Raw genomic sequence first — 24,475 nt, 5'->3', positions numbered from 1 at the left:
ACGCGAGGAGTCACCGGATGGCGCGGTACGGCACGCAGTTCGGACCGGACACCACCTTCCTCGGAGTGCCGCCGTGCGACTGGTCCGATCCGGCCACCTACGCGGGCGCCCAGGTGGTCGTCCTGGGTGCGCCGTTCGACGGCGGGACCTCGCGCCGGCCGGGCACCCGGGTCGGCCCGCAGTACATCCGGCAGTCCTGCTACCTGCCCCACGACGGGTCGCGGCCCTCCCTCGCGCTGCGCGTCGACGGCCTGCGCGACCTGGCCGTGCACGACGCGGTGCGCCGCCTGGCCTACGAGCTGCCGCTGGTCGGCGTCGACGTCGTGGAGGTCTCCCCGCCCTACGACCACGCCGAGATCACGTCGTTCCTGGCCGACCGCGTGGTCCTGGAGGTGCTCTCGGGCATGGCCCGCCGCCGCCGCGACGCCGCCGACGGCACCACGTGGGGCCGCCGCCCCCCGCTGCTGGACGGCCGGTAGCTCAGCTGCTCCCGAGCCGCTCCGCGTCGACGTCCACGCGGTCCACGACGGGGTGGTTGACCAGCCACAGCACCCCGCCCACCAGCAGCAGGACCCCGGCACCAGGTACTCCTCGAGCGGTTTGCCCGACAGCGGCGTGGGAAGATCTTCGCCGGCCCGTGGCACTCCTCGGCCATGTTCACCGAGTCCTCGAAGCGACCATCGCGAAGAACGCCAGCCCGGTGGCGCTGGTGATCGCCAGCAGGACCGTCGTGTCACCGGTGTCGATCTGGGTGAGCCGGGCGGCGTCGCCCTGACCCTGCGCCACCCGCCCACGTCGGCAGCTCGACGAACTCGCGCAGGTAGGTGTCGCCGGACGCCTTCGCCGCGGTGGCCGCCGACGTCACCCCGGAGGCCATGACGGTGAACGTCAGGAAGTTCATGCCGAACGCCTTGTCGTGTACAGCGCCGCCCCGGCCGCCCGCGGGTACCCGCCCACGAGCTCGAGGTAGCTGAACGCCGTCAGGAACGCGACGACGAACGCCGGCAGGAACGGCAGCCACAGCGCGCCGCCGCTCTTGCCGGCGACCGAGCCCGTCAGCGCGTAGATGCCCGCGCCGAGGATGTCGCCGATCACGAAGAGCAGCAGCAGCTTCGGCTCGATCACCCGCTTCAGCTCGGCCTGCGCGCTCGTGCCGGACGTCACATCGGTCATGGACGGGGATGGTGACCGATCGGCGCCCGTCCGTCATCGGGGAGCGGGACTCAGGCGGTGGGCCCGCGGTAGCTCCAGAACACCGGGTAGCGGCGGACGACGAGCAGCGCCAGCACCACGACGGCCACGCCGCCCGCGACGACGGCCGGTCCCGGGCCGGCGACCGCGGCCGCCGGACCGTGCCACATGTCGGCCACCCGCGGCCCGCCCGCCACGACGACGATGAAGACGCCCTGCATCCGCCCGCGCATCTCGTCGGTGGCCACGGTCTGCAGCATCGACGACCGGTAGACCGAGCTGACGAGGTCGGCCGCCCCGCCGACGGCGAGGAACACGACCGCGAGCCACAGCGAGCTCGTGAGCCCGAACAGCGCGATCGCCACGCCCCACACGCAGATCGCGACCGTGACCGCGACGCCCTGGCGGTGCACGCGTTGCAGCCAGCCGGAGAACAACCCGGCCAGGACCATGCCGATCGGGATGGCCGCGAACAGCAGCCCGAGCGCGGGACCGCCGCCGGGCGGGTCGCCGAACACGGTCTGCGACATCTCGGGGAACACGATCCGCGGCATCCCGAAGGCCATCGCCACGATGTCGATGAGGAACGACACGAGCAGCACCGGGTAGGCGGCGGCGTAGCGGAAGCCGTCGGTGATCTCGCGCAGCCCGGCCCTCCGCTTGGCGGCCCCGGCCGGCACCGGCTCCGGCGGCACGGCGGGCAGGCGCCAGGTGGCCCACAGGGTCGCCAGCAGGGCGATCGCGTCGAGCAGGTAGAGCATCGGGAGGCCGATGACCGGGATGAGCACGCCGGCGAGCAGCGGCCCGGCGATGGCGCCGATCTGGGCGACGGTCATGTTCAGCGCGTTGGCAGCGGGCAGCTGGTCGGCCGGGAGCAGGCGCGGGATCACGGCGTTGCGGGTGGGCTGGTTGACCGCGAGCAGGCCCGACTGCGCCGCGAACAGCACGAGGATCAGCCACACCCCGCCGACGCCGGTGGCCGAGGTGACCCACAGCAGCAGCGAGCTCGCGGCGATCCCGGAGCCGGTGATCAGCAGCAGCGTCCGCCGGTCGACCACGTCGGCGATCGCGCCGCCCCACAGCCCGAACACGACGAGCGGCACCAGGCCGAACAGCCCCGTCAGCCCGACCCAGGCCGAGGACCCGGTGAGCTGGTAGATCTGCGTCGGCACGGCGACGACCGACAGCTGCGCCCCGATGATCGTGACGACCCCGGCCAGCCACAGCCGGCGGTAGGCCGGCGTGGCGAGCGGCCGGGTGTCGGCCAGCACCCCGCGGAGCCGGGCGAGCCGCCGGGTGGGCGGGTCGGCGGCGACGGGGGCGGTCGGCTGCTCCGGCCGGTGGGGCTCGGTGGGTTCGTCCGGCGCAGGCACGGATCCAGGACTACCACGTCACCGGGGCGGCGACCCGCCCGGCCGGAGGTGACGTGGGCGACCGGTCAGGGGGCGAGGCGGCGCACGGTCCAGCGGCGGTCGCGGTCGGCCTCGAACCGCAGGCGGTCGTGCATCCGGTTGGTCCGGCCCTGCCAGAACTCCACCTGGTCGGGGACGATCCGCCACCCGCCCCAGTGCGGCGGCACCGGCACCGGATCGTCGCCGAAGCGCTGGGTGACGCCGGCGAGGGCGTCGTCGAGGACGCGGCGGTCGCGCACCCGCACCGACTGGGCCGACGCCCACGCGCCGAGCTGCGAGCCCCGCGGGCGCGTCTGCCAGTAGGCGAGGGTCTCTGCTGCGGTGACCGCCTCCACCGTGCCGCGCACGTGCGCCTGCCGGTGCTGGGCGTACCAGGGGAAGGTGGCGCTCGCGTAGCGCGTGGCGCGCAGGTCGTGGCTCTTCGCCGAGGTGTAGTTGGTGTAGAAGACCACGCCGCGCTCGTCGAGCCCCTTGCAGAGGACCGTGCGCGAGGCCGGGCGGCCGTCCGGACCGGCCGTGGCGAGCACCATCGCGTTGGCCTCGAGGATGCCGTCGGCCTGCGCGGCGGCGAGCCATCCCGCAAGCTGCTCGTGCCAGGTGGGGGCCAGGTCCCCGACGTCGAAGCCCCCGGATCGGTAGTCGACCCGCATGCCCGCCAGCTGTTCCGTCATCGTGCCTCCCGGTGACCCGCTCGCGACCGTAGGTGGCCGGGCCGGGTCGGCGACACCCCCGGTGACAGAAGCCACCCGGCTGCCGTGTTGCCCCGGTGCCGTCGCGGCGGGCACTGTGACGCCAACTGCGCCCGCCGCACTGGGTCGCGGTTCGCGCACGTCCGGGGCACCCGAGCCGGATATGGGCGTGCTCCGGCCGACGATGCCACCGGTGTCGACCGGGGTGTCCGAAGTCGGGGATCACACGAGGAGGACGCGTGTCCACTGCGTCGACGGCGCCGACCGCGCCGGCATCCGCAGCCCAGGCGGAGGCGGTACCTCCGCCCCCACCCGGTTTCAAGTCCGGCCTGGAGGGCCACGTCGCCTTCCGCACCCAGATCGCCGAACCCGACAAGGACGGCGGCGCGCTGCGCTACCGGGGCGTCGACATCGAGGACCTCGTCGGCAAGGTGAGCTTCGGCAACGTCTGGGCCCTGCTCGTCGACGGCCGCTTCGGCCCCGGCCTGCCGCCGGCCGACCCGTTCCCCATCCCGGTGCACACCGGTGACGTCCGCGTCGACGTCCAGGCCGCGCTCGCCATGCTCGCCCCCTACTGGGGCTACCGCCCCCTGCTCGACACCCCCGAGGAGGAGGCCCGCGAGCAGCTGGCCCGCGCCTCGGTGATGGCCCTGTCCTACGTGGCGCAGTCCGCGCGCGGGATCGGCGTCCCGGCCGTGCCGCAGAGCCGCATCGACGAGTGCCGCACGATCACCGAGCGCTTCATGACCCGCTGGCGGGGCGACCCCGACCCGGCGCACACGAAGGCCATCGACGCCTACTGGGTCTCGGCCTGCGAGCACGGCATGAACGCCTCGACGTTCACCGCCCGCGTCATCGCCTCCACCGGCGCCGACGTGGCCGCGGCGATGTCGGGCGCGATCGGCGCCATGTCCGGCCCCCTGCACGGCGGGGCGCCGGCGCGGGTGCTGCCGATGCTGGAGGAGGTCGAGCGCACCGACGACCCGATCGGCCTCGTCAAGGGGATCCTCGACCGCCGCGAGAAGCTCATGGGCTTCGGGCACCGCGTCTACCGGGCCGAGGACCCGCGGGCGCGCGTGCTGCGCCGCACCTGCCGGGAGCTGAACGCGCCCCGGTACGAGGTGGCCGTGGCGCTGGAGCAGGCGGCGCTGACCGAGCTGCGCGAGCGCCGCCCGGACCACCCCATCGAGACCAACGTCGAGTTCTGGGCGGCGGTGATCCTCGACTTCGCCGAGGTGCCGCCGCACATGATGCCCGCGATGTTCACCAGCGCCCGGACCGCCGGCTGGTCGGCGCACATCCTGGAGCAGAAGCGCGAGAACAAGCTCGTGCGCCCGTCCGCCCAGTACATCGGCCCCGGGCCGCGCAAGCCCGAGGACGTCGAGGGCTTCGGCGAGATCTAGCGGCTCCGCCGCCCGTGAGCGGGAACCGTGGCCAGGGCCACGGTTCCCGCTCACGACCTACGTCCGCAGGGCCCGGACGGCCACGGGCTCCCGGCGCACCAGCACCGACGCCACCCCCGCGACCAGGCACAGCGCGCCGCCGACCTGCCAGGCCAGGTCGTACTCGCCGACCGTGTCGCGCACGACGCCCGCGACCAGCGCCATCAGCGCCGCCCCGACCTGGTGGCTCGCGAACACCCAGCCGAACACCACCGCCGCCCGATCGCCGAAGACCTCCCGGCACAGCGCCATCGTCGGCGGGATCGTGGCCACCCGGTCGAGCCCGTAGAAGACGATGAACGCGATCATGTTCGTCGAGATGTCCGGGCCGAACAGCGCCGGCAGCGCGGCGAGCGAGAACCCCCGCAGCACGTAGTAGACGAGCAGCAGCACCCGCGGGTCGTAGCGGTCGGTGAGCCAGCCCGACGCGATCGTGCCGGCGATGTCGAACAGGCCGACGAGCGCGAGCAGTCCGGCCGCCACCGTCTGCGGCATCCCGTGGTCGTGCGCGGCGGGGATCCTGTGTCAACTTCTTCCGGGCGGCTGGATCAGCCCCATCGTCGTCGCACCGCAGATCATCATGCCGAGCGCGAGGTACCAGAACGGCTTCGTGCGGCCGGCGTCGAGCAGCGCGCGCACCGCGATCCGGGCGGCACCGGCGCGGACCGGGTCCCGGTCGTCGGCCGCGGTGCCGCCGTAGGCCGTGACGCCGAGGTCGCGCGGGCGCTCGCGCAGCACGAGCAGCACCACCGGCACCACGGCCAGTGCCGCGACGGCCACGCCCAGCGCGGCGACCCGCCAGCCCGAGCTCTCCGCGACGACGGCGATGAGCGGCAGGAAGACGAGCTGCCCGGCCGCGCCACCGGCCGTCAGCACACCGGAGACGAGGCCGCGGCGGGTGACGAACCAGCGCCCGGTGACGGTGGCGACCAGCGCCAGGGCCATCGACCCGGTACCGAGCCCGGCCAGCACCCCCCAGCACAGGACGAGCTGCCAGCTCGCGGTCATGAACACGGTCAGCCCGCTGCCCGCGGCCACCACGAGGAGCGCCGCGGTGATGACCGGCCGGATGCCGAAGCGCTCCCTGAGGGCGGCGGCGAACGGCGCCGTGAGGCCGTAGAGCGCCATGTTGACGGCGACGGCGGCCGAGATCGTGGTGACCGACCAGCCGAACTCGTCCTGCAGGGGCTGCATCAGCACGCCGGGCACGGCCCGGAAGCCGGCCGCGCCGACCAGCGCCAGGAAGGTGACGGCGGCGACCCACCACGCCGGGTGGATCCGCCGGACCGGCGCTCTGAGTTCGCTCACACTACCCAGGATGACCGGCCGCGGGTGCGGGCGGAAGAGCGGGGCCCCGCGGGTGACGCGGCGCACGTGGTCTGCCCGGCGCCGGCCGCGGCCCGGCTGCGAGACTGGACCGGTGACTGCTTCGACCTCGACCGACCTGCAGATCCCCGCCGATCTCCTGCCCGCCGACGGCCGCTTCGGCTGCGGCCCGTCCAAGGTCCGCCCCGAGCAGCTCGCCGCGCTCGCCGCCGCCGGCGACCTCCTGGGCACCTCGCACCGCCAGAAGCCGGTCAAGTCGCTCGTCGCGCGCGTCCGGAGCGGGCTCGCCGACCTCTTCTCCCTGCCCGCCGGCTACGAGGTGGTCCTGGGCAACGGCGGGTCCACCGCCTTCTGGGACGCCGCCGCGTTCGGGCTGGTCCGTGAGCGGTCACTGCACCTGACCTACGGCGAGTTCTCCGCCAAGTTCGCCGAGTCCACCCGCGGCGCCCCCTTCCTCGCCGACCCGGTCGTCGTGAAGGCCGACCCGGGCAGCGCGCCCGAGCCGCAGACCGACCCGAGCTGCGACGTCCTGGCCTGGGCCCACAACGAGACCTCCACCGGCGTGTCGGTGCCGGTGGTACGGCCCGCCGAGTCGCTCGAGGGCCAGCTCCTCGTCATCGACGCCACCTCCGGCGCGGGCGGGCTGCCGGTCGACGTCCGCCAGGCCGACGCCTACTACTTCGCCCCGCAGAAGGGCTTCGCCTCCGACGGCGGCCTGTGGTTCTCGCTGATGAGCCCGGCCGCGCTGGAGCGGGTCGCGGAGATCGCGGCGTCGGACCGCTGGATCCCGCCGTTCCTGTCGCTGGCCACCGCCGTCGACAACTCGCTCAAGGACCAGACCTACAACACCCCCGCGCTGGCCACGCTCGTCCTCATGGCCGAGCAGGTCGACTGGATGAACGGCCTGGGCGGCCTCGACGCCTGCGTCGCGCGCACCGCCGACTCCTCGGGCCGCCTCTACGCGTGGGCCGAGAAGTCGGAGTACGCCACGCCGTTCGTCGCCGACCCGGCGCACCGCTCGCAGGTCGTCGGCACGATCGACTTCGACGGGTCGGTCGACGCCGCCGCGGTCGCGAAGGTGCTGCGCGCCAACGGGATCGTCGACACCGAGCCCTACCGCAAGCTCGGCCGCAACCAGCTCCGCATCGGCATGTTCCCGGCCGTCGAGCCGGCCGACGTCGAGGCGCTGACGAGCTGCATCGACTGGGTCGTGCGGCAGCAGGCCTGACCCACCGTCCGCAGGAGCGGCGCCGGCACCCCCGAACGGGTGTCGGCGCCGTTCCTCGTCCGGGGGTTGCGCGGTGTAGTCACATCCGTAACTCCTGCCTCAGCTTTACCTGACGTTGCACACGTGGCACGCTGCGTGTGCGGGGATGCGGATCAGGTTCCAGGCGACGTCAGGCGGGGTGCAACCGGCTCGGCGCGCCTCCGTGGCTGGTTGCGATTCGGCATCTACCGTCACCCGGACGGGGAGAGCCAGTGAACGGTGGGAGGCCGCGGATGCGCGCGCTGCGGGTCGTCGGGATCACCGAGGGCGGCGATGTCGTCCTGGAGGACTCCGGCCGTCGCGAGCGCTTCACCGTTCCTGCCGACGAGCAGTTGCGCGCCGCCGCCCGAGGGGACCTGAGCCGGCTCGGGCAGATCGCGATCGAGTTGGAGAGCCAGTTGCGACCACGAGAGATCCAGGCCCGCATCCGCGCCGGAGCGTCCGTGGAGCAGGTGGCCTCCGCGGCCGGCGTGCCCATCCAGAAGATCGAGCGGTTCGCCTACCCGGTGCTGCTGGAGCGCTCGCGCACCGCCGAGGTCGCGCAGCGCGCCCACCCGGTCCGCGGCGACGGGCCGGACGTCCGCACGCTGGGCGACGTCGTCGCCCACACGTTCGGCCTGCGCGGCCAGGAGTACACCGAGGCCGAGTGGGACTCCTGGAAGGGCGAGGACGGCCGCTGGGTCGTCTCCCTGTCCTGGCGCGCCGGGCGCTCGGACAACCGCGCGCACTGGACGTTCCAGCCGGGCGCGCACGGCGGCACCGTCACGGCCGTCGACGAGCACGCCAGCGACCTGGTCGAGGGCCTGCCCGCCCGTCCGCTGCGCCCGGTCGGGCCCGTGATCGACATCGCCCGTCCCGAGGAGCTCCCGCCGACTCCGCAGCCGGCCGCCGAGCTGCGCGCCACCGGCTCGGACGTGGTGCGCGACCGGTCGTCGGAGTACCGCGCGCCCGAGTACCGCGCCCCGGAGTACCGCGGGGTCGAGCGGCGGGCGCTGGACCGGTCCTCCTCCTCGGACCGCGCCGCCCACGACCGGACCGTGTCCGACCGGGCGGGCACCGTCGAGCGCCCGGCCGTCGAGCCGCGCACCGTGGCCGAGCCCCGGACGGCCAGCGAGCCCCGCACCGTCAGCGAGCCCCGCACGACCGTCGAGAGCCGCAGCGTCGACAGCCGCAGCGTCGACAGCCGCAGCGTCGACAGCCGCAGCGTCGACAGCCGCAGCGTCGACAGCCGCAGCGTCGACAGCCGCAGCGTCGACAGCCGCACCGTCGACAGCCGCACCGTCGACAGCCGCACCGTCGAGGCCCCCGCCGGGCCGCCGCTGGTCGACGAGCCCCCGGCCGGGCCGCCGCGTGACGAGACCCCGGTCGTGCCCTGGCCGGCGGCGCCCGTCGAGCCGGAGCCCGTGGGAGCCGAGACCGCCGAGGCCCAGACCCCCGCCGAGCAGACGGCCGCCGAGCAGGCCCCCGGTCCCGTCGCGGCCGAGGCCGTGGTCGTCGAGGCCGAACCGGTCGCAGAGGCCGAGCCCGTCGTGGAGCCCGAGCCGGTCGTCGAGGCCGAGACCGCGGCCGAGACCGTCGTCGAGGCCGAGCCTGCCGAGCCGGAGGCGACCGCCGCGGAGCCCGCGGCCGAGGTCGCCGAGCCCGCCGACGTCGTCCCGCCCGCGCAGCGCCGCGAGGAGACCGCGCCCGAGGCGCCCGCCGCACCGGCTGCACCGGCCGGGCGGCGCACGAAGAAGGGCAAGCCGGTCATGCCGTCGTGGGACGAGGTCCTGCTCGGCGTGCGCGGCCAGCGCTGAGCGCCCGGGCGCCTCAGCCCAGCATCGACACGATCAGCACGACCCACGCCACGGCCAGTCCGATACCGGTGCCGATCGCGGGCCAGCGCCAGAACGGCACCGCGCGCAGCAGGTAGAGCGACGGCGCGAGCCCGAGCCCGACCAGCAGGTTCGCGGGCACCCAGAGCAGCCCGAACGCCTCGGCGAACGCGCTGCTGAGCTGCACGTCGCCGATCGCGACGAGCACGGCGAAGAACGCGGCGATGGGCAGACCGGTGGCCCACGGCGTCGGCCCGGCCGGCTCGACGGCCAGCGAGCTGCGCGACCCGCTGCGCCGCGGCGACGTCCCGGCCGCCACCTCCTCCACCACGCCGCTCATCGGGTCGAGGTACTCGACGGGCCGCCCGCGCAGCCCGGCGACGCGGGCGGCGAGCTGGCGGCCACGGCGGCGCACCAGGTCGCGCTCGTCGGGCATGCCGGAGCGTCCCGCGGCCACGGCGAAGGCCGCCCACTCGCGGAGGGCGGCCTGCAGCTCGTCGGGTAGGGGCGGGTCCTCCGGCCGGCGGTCCCCGAGCTCCACCCGGCCACCCGCGGCCCGCAACACGCGGTCAGGATACGACCGCGCCGACCGCATGGAACGCGACCGCCGCGGCGGTGGCCACGTTGAGCGAATCGACACCCGACGCCATCGGGATCCGCACGCGCAGGTCGGCCGCCGCGAGCGCCTCGTCCGTCAGGCCCGGTCCCTCGGCGCCCAGCAGCAGTGCCACCCGCCGCCCGCCCAGCCCGGCTGCGGCGAGCGGGGCGGCGTCGGGCGCGGGGGTGAGGGCGGCGACGGTCAGCCCGGCCTCGCGCAGCAGCCCCAGCGCGCCGGGCCACTCCCCCGTCAGCTCGGCGAACGGCACGCGCAGCACGTGCCCCATGGAGACGCGCACGCTGCGGCGGTAGAGCGGGTCGGCGCAGCGCGGCCCGAGCAGGACCCCGTCGACACCGAGCGCGGCGGCGTTGCGGAACAGCGAGCCCAGGTTCTCGTGGTCGTTGACGCCCTCGAGCACCGCCAGGGACCGCGCGGAGCGGGCGAGCGCGGCGGCGTCGACGGGAGCGGCCCGGTCGGCGACGGCGAGCACCCCGCGGTTGAGGTGGAAGCCCACCGCGGTGGCCATCGTGTCCGCGTCGGCCGCGTAGGCCGGGACGTCGACGCCCGCGAGGTCGCCGGCCAGCTCGTCGAGGCGGCGGGGCACCCCCAGCAGCGACCGCACCGGGTAGGGCGAGGCCAGCAGCCGGCGCACGACGACCACGCCCTCGGCGATCACCAGCCCGCGTCCGCCGGGGCGGTCCGGGCGGCGGTCGGCGGTGGTCAGGTCGCGGTAGTCGTCCAGCCGCGGATCGGCCGGATCGGCGACGGGGGTGATGGTGGCCACGGCCACGCATCGTCGCAGGTGGCCCGCCGGCGACGATCACGGCTCATCCGGTCGGCCGTAGCGGCATCCGGAGCCGTGTGTCACGGTGGACCACTCGCCCGTCCGGCCTCCGTCGGACCGGGCTCGGCGCGGGGGGCGAGGGGGAAGTGCTACGCATGGGCCAGGACGTCGACCGGACCACGTTCAGTCGACAGGACCGCCAGAACTACCGGGCCAAGGTGCAGCGGTGCCTCGATGCGCTGGGAGTGATGCTGAGGGAGCACACGTTCGCGCGTGACGAGCCGATGACCGGCCTCGAGGTCGAGCTCAACCTCGTCGGCGAGGATCTGGCGCCCTCCACCACGGGGGCCGACGTCCTCGCCTCCATGGGGGCGGGTGAGTTCCAGTCGGAGCTCGGGCGCTGGAACATGGAGCTCAACCTGCCGCCGCGCCCCCTGCCGGGCGACCAGTGGCGCCGCCTGGAGCACCAGCTCCTCGCCGAGCTCGCCACGGCCCGCACCAACGCGGAGGTCCACGGGGCCCGGCTCGCCGTGATCGGCATCCTGCCCACGCTGGAGAAGAGGCACCTCGTCGCCGAGGCGCTCTCGCCCGACCGGCGGTACGCGATGCTCAACGAGCAGATGCTCCACGCTCGCGGCGAGCCGATCCGGCTCGACATCGCCGGCGACGACCCGTCGGGTCGCCACGACGTCACGCCCGAGCACCTGGTCGCCGACTTCGACTCGATCGCGCCGGAGGCCGCCTGCACCTCGATGCAGCTGCACCTGCAGGTGCCGCCCGACTCCTTCGCCGCCTACTGGAACGCGGCGCAGTGCCTCGCGGGCGTGCAGCTCGCGGTGGGCGCCAACTCGCCGTTCCTGCTCGGGTCGCGGCTGTGGGCCGAGACGCGGATCCCGCTGTTCGAGCAGTCCTGTGACGTCCGCACGCCCGAGCTGCGTAACCAGGGCGTGCGCCCCCGCGTGTGGTTCGGCGAGCGGTGGATCACCTCGGTCCTCGACCTGTTCACCGAGAACGGCCGCTACTTCCCCGCGCTCATGCCGGTCGCCGAGGAGGCCGAGCCGTTCGAGGAGCTGGCGGCGGGCAGCGTCCCCGGCCTCGACGAGCTGCGCCTGCACAACGGCACGATCTGGCGCTGGAACCGCCCCGTCTACGACATCGCGAACGGCACGCCGCACCTGCGCGTGGAGAACCGGGTGCTGCCCGCCGGGCCCACGGTCGTCGACATGGTGGCGAACGCGCTGTTCTTCTACGGGCTGCTGCGCGAGCTGGTCGAGGCCGACCGGCCGCTGTGGAGTTCCATGTCGTTCGAGGCGGCCGAGGAGAACTTCACGACGGCCGCGCGCCACGGGCTCGACGGCCCGCTGTACTGGCCCGGCAACGGTTGGATCCGCCCCGACGAGCTCGTGCTGCGCAAGCTGCTGCCGCAGGCCGCCGCGGGGCTGGCCCGCTGGGGCGTCACCACCGAGGTGGCCGAGCGGTACCTCGGTGTGATCGAGCGCCGGTGCGTGGAGCGGCGCACGGGGGCGTCCTGGCAGCTCGACACGGTGGCGGCGCTGGAGGCGCGCGGCGCCGACCGGCGGGCCGCGCTGCACGGGATGCTGGAGCGCTACCTGGAGTCGTCCACGGCCAACGAGCCGGTGCACGACTGGCCGGTGCCGAGCTGACGGTCCCGGGGCCGGCGCTCGCGCGTTAGCAGGAGCGAACCCTTTCCCGGAACGGCCACGGGCGGGGGCGGCGGGTTCCTAGTGTCCCGTCCGTCCTGAGCGCGGCCGCCCGGCCGCCGGAGTCCCGTGCGCACCCCGGGGCCGCCCGTCGCGGCGGCGCCGCGGGTCCCCGCGCGCCCGCCCGTCCGGGGGAACGATGCCCGTGCCACCCGCCCACCGTCCCGGCCCGTCCCGGTGACGGCCGTGTCCCGCTTCCGGATCTTCGGGCGGTCCGCGCCGCCCCCGCCCTACCCCGCGCCCCCGTACGGCGCCCCGGTGGGTCCGCCGCCCGCCCCGCGACCGCCCGGTGGCGTCCCGCCGTCGGCATGGGCCGCGGCCCCGCCCGCACCCGTCCCGCCACCCCTGCCCCCTCCCCGGCTCGCGGCCGTTCCGCCCGACCCGCCGACCGACCCCTTCGGCTTCCCCCCGATCCCGGCCGTGGCCGCGGCCCGGCCGGACCCGTCCGAGGCCGCCGCGCTGGCCGGCGCGTTCGCCGCCGACTACCTGTCCTGGGACGAGGACGACCCCGCGCGCCGCGGACGCGTGCTGCGCGACTACCTGCCCACGCCCGGGCGCGACCCGGAGCGGCTGGGGTGGCCGGGGACCGGGCGCCAGCGCGCGGAGTTCGCCCTGCCCGGCCTGGTGCGCCCCGACGGTGAGGGGCGGGTGCTCGTCGACGTCCGCGTGCGGGTCACGCCGTACCGGGCCGTGGGCGAACACGGACCCGACCCGGTGCCCGATCCCGAGGTGGCGGGCATCCCGGCCGTGGCACCCGCGCCCACCGGGCGCGGGTGGCGCAGCCTCGCGTCGTACTGGATCCGCATCAGCGTGCCGGTGGCCGTCGAGGGCGGGCGACTCGTCGTCGACGCGTGGGAGGAGACGCTGGGCGAGGAGCCCGCGGCCGGCACCTCCGCCCCGCGCACCCCCTCCGACGAGCACGCGCTGGCCGACGACGACCCGCTCGCCGCGCCCGGGAGCGCGTGGTGAGCGGGCTGCGGGCGCCGGTCGTCGCCGGGGTGGCGGGCGGGGTGGGGACGAGCACGCTCGCCGCCGCGCTGCACGCCGTCGACGGCGGACGGGCGGTCGCGAGCAGCAGGCCCGACGTGCTGGTCTGCCGCGCCGACTCGCTGCACCTCGCCGGGCGCCGGCCCGTCCCCGTCCTCGTCGTGGTCGCCGACCGGCCGCCGCGGCTCGAGCGCACCGGCGCCGACACGGCCGTCGTCGTGGCGCCGGACGTGGCTGCGTGGCACGAGCTCGACGCACCGGAGGTCGCCGGGCTGCTCGCGCTCGCCCCGGCGCACCGTCCCGCCGGGCTGGCCTCCTACATCGCCGCACTGCTCGACGTCGCCGCCGCCCTGGTGCGGTCCGGGGTGCTGGAGCGTCCGGCCCCGCCCTCCCGGCCGGCGCCGCTCGTGCTGCCCGCTCCGGCCCGGCCGACCGTGGCGCCCCCGTCCGTCGTGCCCCGGCCCCTCGTGCCCCGGTCCCTCGTGTCCCCGCCCCTCGTGTCCCCGCCGTCCCGGCCCGCCGTGCCCGCCCTCATCGTCGTCGGGAGCGGGCGGCCGGTGGCGCCGCCGGTGCCCGTGGCCGACCGCGCGCTCTGGCGGGGGCTGCGGGCGGTGCAGCGCACGCCCACGAGCCCTCCCGGACCCGCGGGGTCGGAGCCGGACGACGACGCCCTCGAGCCGACGCGGGCCGGTTGACGTGTCCGCGCTCCCCCGCCCCCTCGTGGCCGCACTCGCCGCGCTGGCCGCTCTGCTGGTGCTCGGTGCCGCGCCCGCCCCCGCGGCCGACCCGGTGCCCGGCGTCGACGCCGCGGCCGTCCCCGCGGCCGCCCGCGACTGGCTGCCCCTGATCGCCGACCTCACCGCCACCGGCTGCCCCGAGCTGCCGCCGGTGTGGGTGGTGGCACAGGTGCAGGTGGAGTCGGGCTGGGACACCGCGCTCGTCGACGACGCCCCGGGCGGGCCCGCGGGGCTCTACGGGTTCGGCCAGGAGGCCTGGCGCGCGGCGGGCGGCGCGGCGTGGTCGAGCGACCCGCCGACGGCGGACGACGACGTCACCGACGTCGAGGCCCACCTGCGCGTCGCCGTGCCATGGATCTGCACGAACCTGCGCGCGGTCACCCGGCACCTCGCCGACACCGGCAAGACCGCCGACCCGCTCGACGCGATGCTCGTCTGCCACCTGGCCGGCTGCGGCCGGGTCGCGGGCAGCGCCACGGGCGTGCCGGTGACCGGGGAGGCCGGGTGCGGGGAGCGGTGCGCCGAGGTGGTCCGCCGCTACGTCGACGCGGTGCGGGCGGAGGTCGACCGGTTCTCCGGCGCTGCGCCCGGGCCGGCCCCCGACGCCCCCGGGGCGACGACCGATCCCGGTGTCCCGGCCCCGTGGACGGGCGGCGCCACCGGCTGCGAGCAGACCGACCCCACCGGCGACGGCTGCCTCACCGGCGCCGCGCTGCACGGGCTGGAGGAGGCGGCGGCGGCGTTCGGCGGCTGGTCCGACGGGCCCGTCATCCGCAGCGCGGGCTGCTGGGACGCCCACGCCTGGAACCCCCGCAGCGACCACCCCCGCGGCCGGGCGTGCGACCTGTTCCCCGGCACCCCCGGTGCCTTCGCCGAGGGCGCCGGGCTGGAGGCGGGCTGGCGGGTCGCCGACTGGTTCCGCGCGCACGCCGGGCCCCTCGCCGTCCGCTACCTCATCTGGCAGGGCCGCTACTGGGACCCGTCCGTCGAGGACGACGGCGGCTGGGGCCGCCGCTACACCGGCGGCGGCGTCTACGACACCCGTGACGCCACCGGCGGCCACTTCGACCACGTCCACGTCAGCTTCCGGGAGTGACCGCCGTGCCCGCGTCCCGCCTCCCGCTGCTCGCCGCGGCCGCCGCCGCCCTCGTGACGGTCGGGGCGCTGCTGTTCACCGGCGCCGGCTCCGTCGCCCCCAGCGGCGAACCGCCGCCGGGGCCCGTCGTCGGCCGGGAGGACCGCGCCGCGCTCGACGCCGCACCCGTGCTCCGCGGCGCCGACGCCCCGCCACCCGACCCCGGCACCACCCTCACCGATCCCGCGGCCGTCGCCCGCGCCTACCTCCGCGCCGCGCACACCACCGGGCCCGCGGACGCCGGCGGCACGCACCTGCGCGCCGCGCCGTACGCGGTGCCGGGATCGGCGGCGGACGTGGTCGGCGTGCTCGTGCTCGACGCGCCACCGCCCGGCACCGCGCGCACGGCGTCGGTCCGCCGGCTCGACCTCGTCGCCGCCGACCACGACGACCTCCGCCGCGGCTACGAGGCCGTGGTCGAGACCCGCGACTCCCCCGGCGGCGCCACCGCCGTCCTGCGCACCGGCATCGTCGTCGCCCGGCAGCCCGACGGGCGCTGGCTGGTGGCCTCCGAGACCCCCGACGACCCCGACCTCGCGGTCGGGGAGGACTGAGGACCACCGTGGACCTGGACGAGATCGAGGACCTGATCCGGCGCTACCTGTCGGCCGGCATCGCGGTCGTGCTCCTCCTCGTCGCGCCCGGCGGCGGCGGGGAGACGACCCCGCGCAACGACCCGGCCGTCGTCACCGTCGTCCCCTCGGACGGCGCGCCGGGCACGCTCCCACCGCTGCCCGCCGACGAGGACGCCGACGAGGCCGAGGACCAGGGCGAGGACCAGGGCGAGGACCGGGACCAGGAGCAGGACCGGCAGGCGCCGACGGTCCCCCGGACGACGACACCCCGGACGACGACACCCCGCACCCCGGCTCCGACGACGCCCACCCGCAGCACCACGCCCACCACCACCACGCCCCGCACCATCGCCCCGACTCCACGCACCACGACCGCCGCGCCCACCCCGACCCCCACCGGCACGACGAGCCCCACCGGCACGACGAGCCAGTCGACCACCGGCACGGACACCCCCACCGCCGCCGACCTCCTCGACTGGGGCACCCCCTCCCGCGAGGACGACTTCACCGCCGGCCTCGCCCAGTGGGACCTCTACGAGGGCACCGGCCACGCCGGGCAGGGCGTCCGCTCGCCGATGAACGCCGCCGTGCAGGACGGCGTCCTCACCCTCACCGGCGACGCCGCGGGCACCACGGCCGGCATGTGCTGGGGCCAGGGACAGCGGTACGGCCGCTGGGAGGGCAGGCTGCGCGCCCCGGAGTCCGACCCGTCCTACGACGCCGTGCTCCTGCTCTGGCCCGACGACGACGCCCCGGACGGCGGCGAGATCGACATCGCCGAGATGCAGGACCCGTCACGGCGCACCACCGGCTTCCACCTCCACCACGGCGCCGACGACGAGCAGGTCGAGGGGCGGGTCGACGTCGACGCCACCCGGTGGCACGCCTGGGCGGTGGAGTGGACGCCGCGGGAGATCACCGCGCACCTCGACGGGCGGCCCTGGTTCCGCACCACCGACGCCGCGACGTTCCCGCCCGGGCCGATGCACCTGTGCGTGCAGCTCGACTGGTTCCCCTCCGGCGACGGGCCGGTGCGCGAGTCGAGCATGCAGGTCGACTGGGTGCGCGAGTACGCACTCGACGGGGAGACGGGCGACGAGCCCCGGTAGCCGACACACGGATCGGGGCCCTGGCCAACCGGCCAGGGCCCCGATACCGTTCCCGAACTGACGCGCCGCTCCCACCACGAAGCGACGTGCATGAGGTTAGCCTAACCTCTCCTCGCGGCGCAAGAGCGTTCTCGGCCCGCCCGCCCGCATCACCAGGACCACCGTCACGACCAGCACCGACACGACCGTGACGACCCCGCCGAGCACCAGCGGCGAGCGCCCGCCCCAGCTCTCGGCAAGCATCCCGAGCAGCGGCGCCCCCACCGGCGTGCCGCCCAGGAACAGCAGGATGTAGAGCCCCATCACGCGCCCGCGCATCGCCGGCTCCACCGACAGCTGCACGGCCGAGTTGGCCGCGGTCGTGAACATCAGCGCCGCGAAACCCAGCGGCACCATGACGATCCCGGTCAGCAGGAAGGTCGGCATCAGCCCGGCCAGTACGACGAGCACGCCGAACGCCAGCGCCGACCCGGTGACCAGCCGCAGCCGGGGTCTGCGCACCCGCCGCGCGGCGAGCACCGCGCCCGCCACCGACCCCACCGCCAGCAGCGACGTGAGCAGCCCGTAGGCATCGGCGCCCAGGCCGAACACGCTGCGCGCCAGCAGCGCGAGCGTCAGGTAGAAGTTGATGCCGAAGGTCGACACCAGGAACACCAGCGCCAGCACGGCGACGAGGTCGGGGCGCCCGCGCACGTAGCGCAGGCCCGCGCGGAGCTGGCCGGGCGCGCGCGGCACCGGCGTCACGCGGTGCAGGCGCGCCGGATCCATCAGCGCGAGGCCGGTGATCACCGCGGCGAAGCTGACCGCGTTGATGAGGAACACCCAGCCGGTGCCGGTCACGGCGATGAGCACGCCCGCCAGCGACGGCCCGACGATCCGCGCGAGGTTGAACGTCAGCGAGTTCAGCGCGACCGCGTTGCCCAGCTGCGCGTCGCCGACGAGCTCGGGCACGAACGACTGCCGCACCGGGACGTCGAGCGCGGAGAAGCAGCCGAGCAGCAGGCACAGCAGGTAGACGTGCCAGAGCGCCACCACCCCGGTGACGACGGCGGTGCCGAGCACCAGCGCGCACAGCCCCATCGCCGCCTGCAGCGCGATCAGCGCGCGGCGCTTGTCGACCCTGTCGGCGAGCACCCCGCCCCAGAGCGAGAGCACGAGCGTGGGGCCGAACTGGAGGGCGGCGGCGATGCCGAGCGCGGTGGCGCTGCCGCCGGAGAGGTCGAGGACCAGCCAGTCCTGCGCGACGCGCTGCATCCAGGTGCCGGCCAGCGACACGATCTGCCCGGAGGCGTAGAGCCGGTAGTTGCGGACCCGCAGCGACGAGAAGGTGGACCCCCGCCCCGGCGCGGAGGTCAGAGTTGCGGTCACTTCTCTTAGCTTACAACAACTACCCCCCGAGCAGCGCGCGCAGCGGGCCGACGGCGAAGTACGCGACGAACGCCACCGACACGACCCACATCAGCGGGTGCACCGTGCGGGCGCGACCGGTCGCGGCGGCCAGCAGCACCCAGCTGACGAAGCCGGCGCCGATGCCGTTGGCGATCGAGTACGTGAACGGCATGACGACGATCGTCAGGAACACCGGCAGCGCGACGCGGAACTCGGTCAGGTCGATCTCGGTGATCTGGCGCATGATCAGCGCCCCGACGACGACGAGCGCGGGCGCGGCCGCCTCGATCGGCACCACCGAGTACAGCGGCGTGAAGAACATCGCGAGCAGGAACAGCACCCCGGTGACGACGTTCGCGAGCCCGGTCCGCGCGCCCTCCGCGATCCCCGACGCCGACTCGACGAACACCGTGTTCGACGAGCTCGACGCCGCCCCGCCCAGCACCGCCCCCGCGCCCTCGACGACCAGCGCGCGCCCGACGCCGGGCAGCTGCCCGTCCTTCCCGATCATCCCGGCCTGCCGGCCCAGGGCCGTCATCGTGCCCATCGCGTCGAAGAAGTTGGCGAGCACGAGGGTGAACACCAGCAGCACGACGGTCACCGGGTCGAGCCGGGTGAACGCACCGAACGACACCGCGCCGACGAGCGAGAGGTCGGGCACGCCCAGCACGCTGTCGGGCAGCGCGGGCACCGACAGCGCCCAGCCCTGCGGGTTCGTCCCCATCGACGGGCCCACCTGCACGACCGCCTCGACCACCACCGCGATGACCGTCGTGATCGCGACGCCCAGCAGGATCCCGGCCCGCACGCCGCGCGCCACCAGAAGCGAGGTGATGAGCAGGCCGACGACGAACACCGCCGTCGGCCACGACGCGATCGACCCCCCGATGCCCAGCCCGACCGGCACCGTGGTGCCTGCGGCGTCGGCGATGCGCCGCACGAACCCGGCATCGACCAGGCCGATGAACGCGATGAACAGCCCGATCCCGACCGCGATCGCGACCTTGAGCTCGGGGGGCACCGCGGAGAACACGGCGGTGCGGAAGCCGGTGACCGCGAGCAGCACGATCACCAGCCCGTTGACGACGACGAGACCCATCGCCTCCGGCCACGTCACCAGCGGGGCGATCGTGACCGCCACGAGCGTGTTGATGCCGAGCCCGGTGGCGATCGCGAACGGATAGTTCGCGACCAGCCCGAAGAGCACGGTCATCACGCCCGCGACGAGCGCGGTGACGGCGGCGACCTGCGGCAGCCCGAGCACGGCCCCCGTCACGTCGGCCTTCGCGCCGGGCCCGTCGGCGGCGACGCTGCCCAGGATCAGCGGGTTGAGCACGATGATGTAGCTCATCGTCACGAAGGTGACGACACCGCCGCGCACCTCGCGGGGCAGGGTGGAGCCGCGCTCGGCGACGCGGAAGTAGCGCTCGATCACGGCGACACCGTAGATCCGGGCCGGTCACTACGCTGCACCCGTGGTCGATCCCCCGCCCCTGCCGCGCCGATTGTCCGACATGGCCACCGTCGTCGGGCTCGGGTCGGCGCTGTGGGCGCTCGGGGCGCTGGCCCTGCTCGTCACCGGCCGGGCACCGGGTCTGCCGTTCGCGACCTGCGTGGCCGGGGCGCTGCTCGGCGGGGTCGGCTGGGGCATCTTCCGCTGGCAGCGCGCGGCGGCGCGGCGCGGCTCCCGGGGGGCCCAGCAGGGTCTGGACGACTGATCTAGCTTCTGCGCATGACCCCGTCACCCGTCGCCGTCGTCACCGGCGCCAGTTCCGGCATCGGTGCCGCCACCGCCCGCGCCCTGGCCGCCGCCGGCTTCCACGTCGTGCTCGGCGCCCGCCGCGTCGACCGCTGCGCCGAGATCGCCAAGGAGATCGACGGCACCGCCGTGCGCCTGGACGTCACCGACGCCGAGTCGGTCTCCGCGTTCGCCGCGGCGGTGCCCGAGTGCCGCCTGCTTGTGAACAACGCCGGCGGCGCGAAGGGGCTCGAGCCCGTCGCCGAGGCCGACGAGGAGGACTGGCGGTGGATGTTCGAGACCAACGTGATCGGCACGCTGCGCGTCACGCAGGCCCTGCTCCCGGCGCTGCTCGCCTCCGGTGACGGGCACATCGTCACCGTCACCTCGATCGCGGCGATGGAGGCCTACGACAACGGCGCGGGGTACACCGGCGCCAAGCACGCGCAGGCGATGCTCCACCGGACGCTGCGCGGGGAGCTGCTCGGGCAGCCGGTGCGGCTCACCGAGATCGCGCCCGGGATGGTCGAGACCGACTTCTCACTGGTCCGGTTCGAGGGAGACCAGGAGAAGGCCGACAACGTCTACCGGGGCATCACACCGCTCGCCCCCGAGGACGTGGCGGACGTGATCGCATTCGCGGCCACCCGCCCGAGCCACGTCAACCTCGACCAGATCGTGCTCAAGCCGCGCGCCCAGGCGTCCGCGATGCGGGCGCACCGGGAGGGCTAGCAGGACGGCCCGCTCAGGCCGTCTCCTCGCTGGTGCGGTTCTCGTCGGCGGCGTCGCCCGGCGCGTCGCCCTCCGTCGCCTCGGCGACCCGCTCCTCGGAGTCGGCGAGGATGGACGCCGCCTCGGCCTCGCGGTCCTCGCCGCCGGTCTCCGCTGCCCGCTCCTCGGGGAGCGGCTCGGCGCGGGTGTGCGCCTGCTCGGACAGGTCTTCGGGAACGGCCATGGCTGCCGGTACCCGCGGGGCCGGACCGGCGAAACCCCGCGGGCTACAGCGCGGAGAGCTCGCGCCACCGGTCGTAGGACAGCGTCCAGTCCCAGATGTCGCCGTCGCGGGAGGCGAGCGGGACGTCGGTGCCGGTGACCTCTACCGGGTCGCCGTAGAGCGCGGTGTCGTAGTAGGCCTGCGCGTCGGCCGTGGAGAGGTTGACGCACCCGTGGGTGACGTTCGACGAGCCCTGCGCCGACGCCGACGCCGGGTTGGCGTGGATGAACTCGCCGTTGTTGCTGATCCGCACGGCCCACTTCTCGACCAGGTCGTAGCCGTAGCGCTCGCTCACCATCCGCTTGTCGGTGAACCGCTCCGACACGACGTGGACGCCCGAGCGGGTGGTGCGGTCGGGGTCGCCGGACAGGCCGTAGCTCGCCGGGTAGTCGGCCACCTGCACGCCGTCGCGGATCACCAGCATGCGGTGGCTGTTGACGTCGGCCTTCACGATCTGGGAGCGCCCGATCTCGAAGGTGCTGGTGACGTCGGCGCGGCCGTAGGCGCCGTCGCCGTACGCGACGCCGAACAGGTCGGCCGTGACCGTGACCTGCGTGCCGGACGGCCAGTACTCCGCGGGCCGCCAGTGCACGCGCGAGCCGCCGTTCTCGTCGGGCAGCCAGCCCCACGAGCCCTCGACCGGCACCGACGTCTCGACCGTGAGCGCCCGCTCGACGGCGGCGCGGTCCTCGACGTGGGCGTCGAACTGGATCTCGATCGGGGCGGCGACGCCGACGGTGCGGTCGTCGCCGATGTTGAGCACGCCGCGCACGACGTCGGCCGGGGAGACCGTGGTGAACGAGCCCGCGACGGGCAGGGGCGCACCACCGGGGCCGGTCGCGGTGCCGGCCCAGGTGTAGGTGGTGTCGTAGGCCAGGTCGGCCGTGGTGCTCCACGAGCGGCCGTCGGCGGCCTCCGCACCCTCGACGGCCGCGCCGTCGGGGCCGGTGAGCGTGACGCCGTCGAGCGCGCCGTCGGGGACGGAGACGGAGGCGGGCTGCGACGGGCTGACGTCGACCGCCCCCGGGAGGGGCCGGAGCAGCACCGACGCCACCGGCAGGCCGGCCGGGGACGGGGCGTCCGGACCGGCGGCCGTGGTCACCGCCGCGAGGCTCGCCACACCCAGCACTCCGACCAGCAGTACCGCCACCACGAGCAGGATGCGCCGCATGCGTCCCCACCTCCCCCGAGTCAGGGACGTGCGGGTTCCGTTCGAGTTGCCCCGCGCGCGCGAGGTCACAGCCGGCAACCGACGAGGACGGGCTCCGGCACGAGGTCGACCCCGAAGGTGGCGCGCACGACGTCGCGCACCTCACGGGCGAGCACGAGGAGGTCCTCGGCGCTACCACCACCCCGGTGGGTGAGCGCCAGCACGTGCTTGCCCGACAGCGCGACGCGCCCGCCCGGGCCGGCGTGCCCGCGGGCGAAACCCGCGTGCTGGATCAGCCAGGCGGCGGGCAGCTTGACCTGCTCCCCGGCGGGCCACCGCGGCGCCCCCTCGGGCGCCTGCGCGGCGTCGACGATCGGGTTGGTGAAGAACGAGCCCGCGCTCCACGTGTCGCGGTCCTCGTCGTCGAGCACCATCCCCTTGCCGCGGCGCAGCGCGAGCACGGCCTCGCGGGCCGCGGCCGCGGGCACCCGCTCCCCCGGCTCGACGCCGAGCGCCCGCGCGAGCTCGGGGTACCGGACGGGCGCGCTGGACCCGTCCCCGGGCAGTGCGAACCGCACCCGCAGCACCACGGCGTCGTCGCGGCCCTTGAGCGTGCTGGTGCGGTAGCCCAGGCCCAGGTCGGCGGCGGGGACGTGCTCGCGGACGGTGCCGGTGCGCCGGTCGTAGAGGTCGACGTCGACGAGCAGGTCCGCGATCTCGACGCCGTACGCGCCGACGTTCTGCACCGGCGTGGCCCCGGTGCGGCCGGGGATGCCCGACAGGCACTCCAGCCCGCCCAGCCCCTGCTCGACGGCGTCGTCGACGACGACGTTCGAGCCGCCGCCGAGCACGAGCAGCGGCTCTCCCGCGGCGTCGGCGGCGCGCACCGCGTCGACGACCGCATCGGCGGTGGTGGCCTCGACGAGCCGACGGGCCGGGCCGCCCAGGCGCAGCGTCGTGAGCGACGCCAGTTCGGTGGTGGACACGGGTGCCAACGGTAGCCTCCGTGCATGTCACGTCAGATCGACTACCGGTCGTCGTCGCCGCACGGTGCCGACGACGTCGCCGCGGTGATGCTCGACGAGGAGTACCTGCGCGCCCGCCTGGTGCAGCTCGGCGGCCCGGGGGCCAAGCTCCTGGCGCACGAGGTGCACGAGGGCAGCGGGCGGTACACGATCCGCCACGGCGTCGACGAGGCCGCGCTGCCCTCCATCGTCAGCTCGCTGGTCAGCGGCAACCTCGTCGTCCAGCGCACCGAGTCGCTGCGCCGCGAGGCGCCCGGGCGCCACCGCGGTGACGTCGACGTGCAGATCCCCGGCACGCCCGCGTCGGCCGTCGGCACGTTGGAGCTGCGCGACACCGGATCCGGCAGCGAGCTGCTCGTGCGCGCCGACGTCACCGTGAAGGTGCCGTTCCTCGGCGGGAAGATCGAGGCCGTGATCGCCGACCAGGTGCAGCAGCTGCTGGCCGCGGAGACGGCGTTCACGCTCGAGTGGCTCGACGGGAAGCACCACTGACGGTGGAACCGAGCACGGAGCACCGTTACGTCATCACGCTGAGCTGCCCCGACACCACCGGCGTCGTCGCCCGGATCTCCACGTTCCTCGCCGACGCCGGCGGGTGGATCGTCGAGGCGGGCTACCACTCCGACCCGAGTACCGGCTGGTTCTTCACCCGCCAGGTCGTGCGCGCCGACTCCCTGCCCTTCGACGCCGACGAGCTGCGCGAGCGCTTCGCCGCGGTGGCGGCCGCGATCGGCCCGCAGTCGCGCTGGACCGTCAGCGACACCGCCGTGCCCAAGCGGGCGGTGGTGCTCGTCAGCAAGGAGACGCACTGCCTGCACGACCTGCTCGGCCGCGCGTCGAGCGGCGAGCTGCCGGTGAGCCTGGAGGCCGTGGTCGGCAACCACGATGGGCTCGGCGACATCGTGCGCGCGCACGGCGTGCCGTTCCACCACGTGCCGTTCCCGGCCGCGGGCGACCCGCGTCGCGAGGCGGGCAAGGTCGAGTCGTTCGAGCGGGTGCGGGAGATCGTCGACTCCCACGAGCCCGACGCCGTCGTGCTGGCCCGCTTCATGCAGGTCCTGCCCGCCCACCTGTGCGAGCGGTGGGCCGGGCGCGCGCTCAACATCCACCACAGCTTCCTGCCCTCGTTCGCGGGCGCGAAGCCCTACCACCAGGCGTACGCGCGGGGCGTCAAGCTGATCGGGGCCACCTGCCACTACGTCACGGCCGACCTCGACGCCGGGCCGATCGTGGAGCAGGACGTCATCCGGGTCGACCACGGCGACACGGCGGCCGACATGGTCCGCCGCGGCCGCGACATCGAGCGCCTCGTGCTCTCCCGCGGGCTGCGCTGGCACCTGGAGGACCGGGTGCTCGTGCACGGCAACCGGACCGTGGTGTTCCGGTAGCCGG

At 75.3% G+C, this 24,475-nt stretch carries 23 protein-coding genes and 2 pseudogenes; 14 read left to right on the top strand and 11 right to left on the bottom strand.

The genetic code is table 11. From position 1 onward, the window contains the following. Positions 1-17 precede the first annotated feature (17 nt). Positions 18-479, top strand: coding sequence for an arginase family protein (locus tag I4I82_RS17445; protein ID WP_218593751.1), 462 nt, complete (start codon positions 18-20; stop codon positions 477-479). A 134-nt stretch (positions 480-613) separates the two neighbouring features. Here I4I82_RS17445 and I4I82_RS17440 read toward each other — a convergent pair. The 3 genes and pseudogenes from I4I82_RS17440 to pdxH form a co-directional block, all read right to left on the bottom strand. Further along, positions 614-1,173: pseudogene (locus I4I82_RS17440) on the bottom strand (APC family permease); the annotation flags it as partial. A 50-nt stretch (positions 1,174-1,223) separates the two neighbouring features. Beyond that, positions 1,224-2,564 (bottom strand): MFS transporter, encoded by a 1,341-nt coding sequence (locus I4I82_RS17435; protein WP_218595876.1) that lies wholly within the window; start codon positions 2,562-2,564, stop codon positions 1,224-1,226. 65 nt (positions 2,565-2,629) lie between these two features. Beyond that, positions 2,630-3,274, bottom strand: a complete 645-nt coding sequence (gene pdxH / locus I4I82_RS17430) for a pyridoxamine 5'-phosphate oxidase (RefSeq protein ID WP_218592970.1) — start codon at positions 3,272-3,274, stop codon at positions 2,630-2,632. Between the two features lie 347 nt (positions 3,275-3,621). Here pdxH and I4I82_RS17425 point away from each other — a divergent pair, with 347 nt between their 5' ends. Further along, the gene (locus I4I82_RS17425; RefSeq protein WP_225921796.1) at positions 3,622-4,695 is read left to right on the top strand and encodes a citrate synthase 2; all 1,074 of its coding nucleotides are present in this window, start codon (positions 3,622-3,624) and stop codon (positions 4,693-4,695) included. A gap of 57 nt (positions 4,696-4,752) precedes the next feature. On the opposite strand, the pseudogene I4I82_RS17420 reads toward I4I82_RS17425, so the two are convergent. Then, positions 4,753-6,012, bottom strand: a pseudogene (locus I4I82_RS17420) (MFS transporter). A 142-nt stretch (positions 6,013-6,154) separates the two neighbouring features. Here I4I82_RS17420 and serC point away from each other — a divergent pair. Both serC and sepH read left to right on the top strand, forming a co-directional pair. After that, the gene (gene serC, locus I4I82_RS17415) at positions 6,155-7,288 is read left to right on the top strand and encodes a phosphoserine transaminase (protein ID WP_226370115.1); all 1,134 of its coding nucleotides are present in this window, start codon (positions 6,155-6,157) and stop codon (positions 7,286-7,288) included. Between the two features lie 272 nt (positions 7,289-7,560). Beyond that, positions 7,561-9,123 (top strand): septation protein SepH, encoded by a 1,563-nt coding sequence (gene sepH, locus I4I82_RS34470; RefSeq protein ID WP_218592976.1) that lies wholly within the window; start codon positions 7,561-7,563, stop codon positions 9,121-9,123. A gap of 13 nt (positions 9,124-9,136) precedes the next feature. Here sepH and I4I82_RS17405 read toward each other — a convergent pair whose 3' ends face one another. Together I4I82_RS17405 and I4I82_RS17400 are read right to left on the bottom strand one after the other, a co-directional pair. Next, a complete protein-coding gene (locus tag I4I82_RS17405; protein ID WP_218592973.1) occupies positions 9,137-9,706 on the bottom strand; it encodes a DUF2537 domain-containing protein in 570 nt (189 codons plus the stop codon). Positions 9,707-9,710: 4 nt separating this feature from the next. After that, on the bottom strand, positions 9,711-10,523 hold the full coding sequence (locus I4I82_RS17400; protein ID WP_218592974.1) for a TrmH family RNA methyltransferase: 813 nt from the start codon (positions 10,521-10,523) through the stop codon (positions 9,711-9,713). 155 nt (positions 10,524-10,678) lie between these two features. Between I4I82_RS17400 and I4I82_RS17395 the strand changes: the two genes are divergently transcribed. From I4I82_RS17395 to I4I82_RS17370, 6 genes are all read left to right on the top strand, one after another. Then, positions 10,679-12,187 (top strand): glutamate-cysteine ligase family protein, encoded by a 1,509-nt coding sequence (locus I4I82_RS17395; protein ID WP_218592975.1) that lies wholly within the window; start codon positions 10,679-10,681, stop codon positions 12,185-12,187. Positions 12,188-12,430: 243 nt separating this feature from the next. Continuing rightward, a complete protein-coding gene (locus tag I4I82_RS17390) occupies positions 12,431-13,213 on the top strand; it encodes a hypothetical protein (protein ID WP_218595875.1) in 783 nt (260 codons plus the stop codon). Then, positions 13,210-13,926, top strand: coding sequence for a hypothetical protein (locus I4I82_RS17385; protein WP_218595874.1), 717 nt, complete (start codon positions 13,210-13,212; stop codon positions 13,924-13,926). The genes I4I82_RS17390 and I4I82_RS17385 overlap by 4 nt, the downstream gene beginning before the upstream one ends. 1 nt (position 13,927) lies before the next feature. Further along, positions 13,928-15,064, top strand: a complete 1,137-nt coding sequence (locus tag I4I82_RS17380) for a VldE C-terminal domain-containing protein (protein ID WP_218595873.1) — start codon at positions 13,928-13,930, stop codon at positions 15,062-15,064. Continuing rightward, positions 15,061-15,657, top strand: a complete 597-nt coding sequence (locus I4I82_RS17375; protein WP_218595872.1) for a hypothetical protein — start codon at positions 15,061-15,063, stop codon at positions 15,655-15,657. The genes I4I82_RS17380 and I4I82_RS17375 overlap by 4 nt, the downstream gene beginning before the upstream one ends. Before the next feature lie 8 nt (positions 15,658-15,665). Then, complete coding sequence (locus tag I4I82_RS17370; RefSeq protein ID WP_218595871.1) at positions 15,666-16,787, top strand: glycoside hydrolase family 16 protein; 1,122 nt, start codon at positions 15,666-15,668, stop codon at positions 16,785-16,787. Positions 16,788-16,883: 96 nt separating this feature from the next. Here the strand turns inward: I4I82_RS17370 and I4I82_RS17365 are convergent, their stop codons facing one another. Next, on the bottom strand, positions 16,884-18,155 hold the full coding sequence (locus I4I82_RS17365; RefSeq protein WP_218590784.1) for an MFS transporter: 1,272 nt from the start codon (positions 18,153-18,155) through the stop codon (positions 16,884-16,886). A 19-nt stretch (positions 18,156-18,174) separates the two neighbouring features. Further along, entirely contained in the window at positions 18,175-19,611 is a 1,437-nt protein-coding gene (locus tag I4I82_RS17360; RefSeq protein ID WP_218590785.1) for an NCS2 family permease, read from the bottom strand. A gap of 40 nt (positions 19,612-19,651) precedes the next feature. Between I4I82_RS17360 and I4I82_RS17355 the strand changes: the two genes are divergently transcribed. Continuing rightward, positions 19,652-19,894: a DUF2530 domain-containing protein gene (locus I4I82_RS17355; RefSeq protein ID WP_218590786.1), complete on the top strand. Its 243-nt coding sequence runs from the start codon at positions 19,652-19,654 to the stop codon at positions 19,892-19,894. A 14-nt stretch (positions 19,895-19,908) separates the two neighbouring features. Then, positions 19,909-20,646 carry an SDR family NAD(P)-dependent oxidoreductase gene (locus tag I4I82_RS17350; protein ID WP_218590787.1) on the top strand — a complete coding sequence of 246 codons (738 nt, stop codon included), beginning with the start codon at positions 19,909-19,911 and terminating at the stop codon, positions 20,644-20,646. Between the two features lie 13 nt (positions 20,647-20,659). Here the strand turns inward: I4I82_RS17350 and I4I82_RS17345 are convergent, their stop codons facing one another. The 3 genes from I4I82_RS17345 to I4I82_RS17335 form a co-directional block, all read right to left on the bottom strand. Beyond that, positions 20,660-20,869 carry a hypothetical protein gene (locus I4I82_RS17345; RefSeq protein WP_218590788.1) on the bottom strand — a complete coding sequence of 70 codons (210 nt, stop codon included), beginning with the start codon at positions 20,867-20,869 and terminating at the stop codon, positions 20,660-20,662. A gap of 43 nt (positions 20,870-20,912) precedes the next feature. Further along, positions 20,913-22,079 carry a L,D-transpeptidase gene (locus tag I4I82_RS17340; protein ID WP_218590789.1) on the bottom strand — a complete coding sequence of 389 codons (1,167 nt, stop codon included), beginning with the start codon at positions 22,077-22,079 and terminating at the stop codon, positions 20,913-20,915. A 65-nt stretch (positions 22,080-22,144) separates the two neighbouring features. Further along, the gene (locus I4I82_RS17335) at positions 22,145-23,053 is read right to left on the bottom strand and encodes a UDP-N-acetylmuramate dehydrogenase (RefSeq protein ID WP_218595870.1); all 909 of its coding nucleotides are present in this window, start codon (positions 23,051-23,053) and stop codon (positions 22,145-22,147) included. A 15-nt stretch (positions 23,054-23,068) separates the two neighbouring features. Here I4I82_RS17335 and I4I82_RS17330 point away from each other — a divergent pair, with 15 nt between their 5' ends. Then, on the top strand, positions 23,069-23,575 hold the full coding sequence (locus I4I82_RS17330; protein WP_218590791.1) for a DUF2505 domain-containing protein: 507 nt from the start codon (positions 23,069-23,071) through the stop codon (positions 23,573-23,575). A gap of 2 nt (positions 23,576-23,577) precedes the next feature. Next, entirely contained in the window at positions 23,578-24,471 is an 894-nt protein-coding gene (gene purU, locus I4I82_RS17325) for a formyltetrahydrofolate deformylase (protein ID WP_372451411.1), read from the top strand. Positions 24,472-24,475: the final 4 nt, after the last annotated feature.

Origin of the sequence: Pseudonocardia oceani (assembly GCF_019263585.2) — a bacterium.
Lineage (GTDB): Bacteria > Actinomycetota > Actinomycetes > Mycobacteriales > Pseudonocardiaceae > Pseudonocardia > Pseudonocardia oceani.
Note: the sequence above shows the minus strand (reverse complement) of the source record. Positions and strands in the feature narration are given on the sequence as shown.